The sequence below is a fragment of the Cedecea sp. NFIX57 genome (genome assembly GCF_900177785.1).
Classification (GTDB): domain Bacteria; phylum Pseudomonadota; class Gammaproteobacteria; order Enterobacterales; family Enterobacteriaceae; genus Cedecea; species Cedecea neteri_C.
In genome coordinates this window covers 1-2781 of sequence record NZ_FXAS01000092.1, presented here as the reverse complement: position 1 = coordinate 2781, position 2781 = coordinate 1, and the positions used below count along the sequence as shown (strand labels likewise).

The 2781-nt window shown below is 47.5% G+C and carries 3 protein-coding genes and 2 pseudogenes; 3 read left to right on the top strand and 2 right to left on the bottom strand.

What is annotated here, in order from left to right; translation table 11 throughout:
• Positions 1-113 precede the first annotated feature (113 nt).
• A pseudogene (locus B9Y90_RS25815) lies at positions 114-1595 on the top strand (Tn3 family transposase); the annotation flags it as partial.
• Positions 1596-1653: 58 nt separating this feature from the next.
• Here the strand turns inward: B9Y90_RS25815 and B9Y90_RS25810 are convergent.
• Positions 1654-1782, bottom strand: coding sequence for a PHP domain-containing protein (locus tag B9Y90_RS25810; RefSeq protein ID WP_085543123.1), 129 nt, complete (start codon positions 1780-1782; stop codon positions 1654-1656).
• Positions 1783-1871: 89 nt separating this feature from the next.
• Here B9Y90_RS25810 and B9Y90_RS25805 point away from each other — a divergent pair, with 89 nt between their 5' ends.
• Together B9Y90_RS25805 and B9Y90_RS25800 are read left to right on the top strand one after the other, a co-directional pair.
• The gene (locus tag B9Y90_RS25805; RefSeq protein ID WP_085543122.1) at positions 1872-2159 is read left to right on the top strand and encodes a damage-inducible protein J; all 288 of its coding nucleotides are present in this window, start codon (positions 1872-1874) and stop codon (positions 2157-2159) included.
• Positions 2152-2451, top strand: a complete 300-nt coding sequence (locus B9Y90_RS25800) for a type II toxin-antitoxin system RelE/ParE family toxin (protein WP_176227945.1) — start codon at positions 2152-2154, stop codon at positions 2449-2451. The genes B9Y90_RS25805 and B9Y90_RS25800 overlap by 8 nt, the downstream gene beginning before the upstream one ends.
• A gap of 152 nt (positions 2452-2603) precedes the next feature.
• Here the strand turns inward: B9Y90_RS25800 and B9Y90_RS27055 are convergent.
• Positions 2604-2690, bottom strand: a pseudogene (locus B9Y90_RS27055) (IS6 family transposase); the annotation flags it as partial.
• Between the last annotated feature and the right edge of the window lie 91 nt (positions 2691-2781).

Sequence of the window (2781 nt, the reverse complement as noted above, 5' to 3'; positions counted from 1 at the left end):
CTTGACAGAAATCATACGGCGAACGGGGAAATATCTCCGGTACGCTATGAACAGATGTCTGATAAAAAAGTGTCCTGATTAACTTGACCAGAACAGGGGAACAGGACGCAGCGCTGGCTGACATGAATATCCCCTTTCTGCAGAAGGCGATTAAAACTCAGCTCAAAACGCTGGAGTCCGAGCTGCACCGGCAGTGGAAAGCGTTCAACCGGGAGCTGAAGCAGGGGAAGCTGAAACATCTGGAATACGATAGGGACACGCAGAAACTGACCTGACATAAATCGGTGATCAGTCGTCACAAGGCACAGAAGAAGCGCTTTTATGAACAGCTACCGTTCTGCGATATAACCGACGTCTTCCGCTTTGTTAACGAACAGTGCCGGTTTCTCCCGGCGATGAAGCCGCTGCAGCCCCGTTATGCAAAAAAATATGCCGATGCAGACAGTCTGATGGCGGTCATTGTTGCTCAGGCTATGAACCATGGCCATCATGTGATGGCACGAACCAGCGATATTCCATTCCATGTGCTGGAAACCACGTACGAGCAGTATCTTCGCCTTGCGTCGCTTCTCACGGCCAATGATCGCATTACTGATACCCTTAAGGAACTGCCGATTTTTCCTCTCTATTCGTTTGACCCGGAAACGCTTTATGGTGCCGTTGACGGGCAAAAATTTGGCGTTGAGCGGCCAACGGTAAAAGCCAGACATTCACGTAAATATTTCGGGCGCGGTAAAGGTATGGTGGCCTACACGTTGTTGTGTAATCACATCCCGATCTATGGCTATCTGATTGGCACAAATGACTATGAAGGCCACCATGTCTTTGATATCTGGTATCGCAACACCTCAGAGGTGAAACCCACGGCCATCACCGGTGATATGCACAGCATCAACAAAGCCAACTTTGCGATCCTGCACTGGTTTGGCCTGCGTTTTGAACCTCATTTCACCGATCTGAACAGGCAACTGCATGAGCTGTACTGCACCAGAGACCCATCGACATATAAAAAATGTCTGATTCAGCCAGTCGGGCAAATTGACCTGGACCTTATCCCCCGGGAAAAAAGTAACCTCGAGCGTATTGTCGCCACGCTGGGGCTGAAGGAAATGACGCAGGGAACGCTGATCCGCAAACTGTGTACTTACACAACAACTAACCCGACAAGAAAGGCTGTATTTGAATATGACCGACTGGTTCGCAGCATTTACACGCTGAAGTATCTGCGTGATCCGCAACTGGAACGTAATATCCGTCGCTCCCAGAACCGGATTGAATCTTATCACCAGCTGCGCGCAGCCGTCTCCAAAGTCGGCGGAAAGAAGGAGTTAACCGGGAAAAATGATCTTGAAACGGAAATCAGTAATCAGTGCGGGCGGTTGATCTCCAACGCGATCGTTTATTACAACTCCGCGATCCTGTCACGATTACTGGAGCGACTGGAAGCAGAAGGGAACTCCAAAGGCATTGAGACGCTAACCAGGATATCACCGGTGGCCTGGCAGCACATTTTATTGAACGGGCATTACACCTTCCAGAGCAACAATGAAATTATTGACCTGGATGCACTGGTTGCAGGACTTAAACTGGGGTAACGGAAAAATCTGGGGTTCCGGCGTAGTACCCCAATACAATAATTTCACTGGAAATTCGTCAGATCGGCAGCCCCACCGCCAGTATTTTTTCCCTGATTTCCGTCGTGCGGATCGCTTCCAGCTGATGGCTGAATAACGCCCTGATTTCGGCGGGCGTTGCTCCGAACTGATCCACGATATCTTTCATCTTGTAGCGGCATTAAACAATGGTAGTTTTTATTATCCATGCTATGATGACAACACAAACAGCAACACATCATTTATTGAGGAGCGTCAATGGACACAATCCACTTTCGTATTGATGAAGAAACCAAACGACTCGCCATGCTAGCGGCAAAACGTCAGCAAACAGACTTAACCAAACTTATGCGACAGAAAGCCGAAGAACTGGCTGAAGAAGAGCGTGATTATCAGAAAAACACCTACGCCTTCTGGCTGGAGTCTGAAATTGACAAAGCTATTGCACGTAGCGAGAACAGGCAGAACACTTTTATCAGTCATGATGAAAGTGCCCAGCGCATTGCAGCATTACGCCTGAAACTCTCCGGTGACTCAGTTGAATAAAATTCTGTGGGACACTCCGGCTCAGACAGACAGAGAGCAAATTTATCTCTATTTCTTTGAACAGGCTGGATTATTACTGGCGGACAGGATTGATGCCAGATTTGAAGAGCTGGCGACTCTGTTGTTGACGAATCCGGTTGCTGGTGTGAAAGCACGCAACAATCCTGATGAACAGTATCGTAAACTGATTGTACCGCATTTCCCTTTTATTATGCTGTACCGCTATTACGACAACGAGATTCATATTTTAAGGATATTACATACTTCCAGACGTGTAACTTCGCTATTTTGAGTTAATGAAATGGTTACTCCCTCTTCCAAAGGGTTCATGGTTAGGAGATTCAATCGACCTTTTTTGAATCTCCTAACCATGTACAGTGGCAAGGAAGAACGGCACTGTTGCAAAATTAGCGATGAGGTAGCCTTTTGTCTTACTGAAAGGCCTTACATTTCAAAAACTCGGCTGACCAGACGCATCTCGCCCAGGGGATCACCATAATAAAATGCTGAAGCCTGGCCTTTGCGTAGGGCACTGTTGCAAAAATGTGGAAGTGATAAAATTATGGCCACCTTTTGCTGACGGAGCAGCACATGAACCCATTCAAAGGTCGGCATTTTCAGC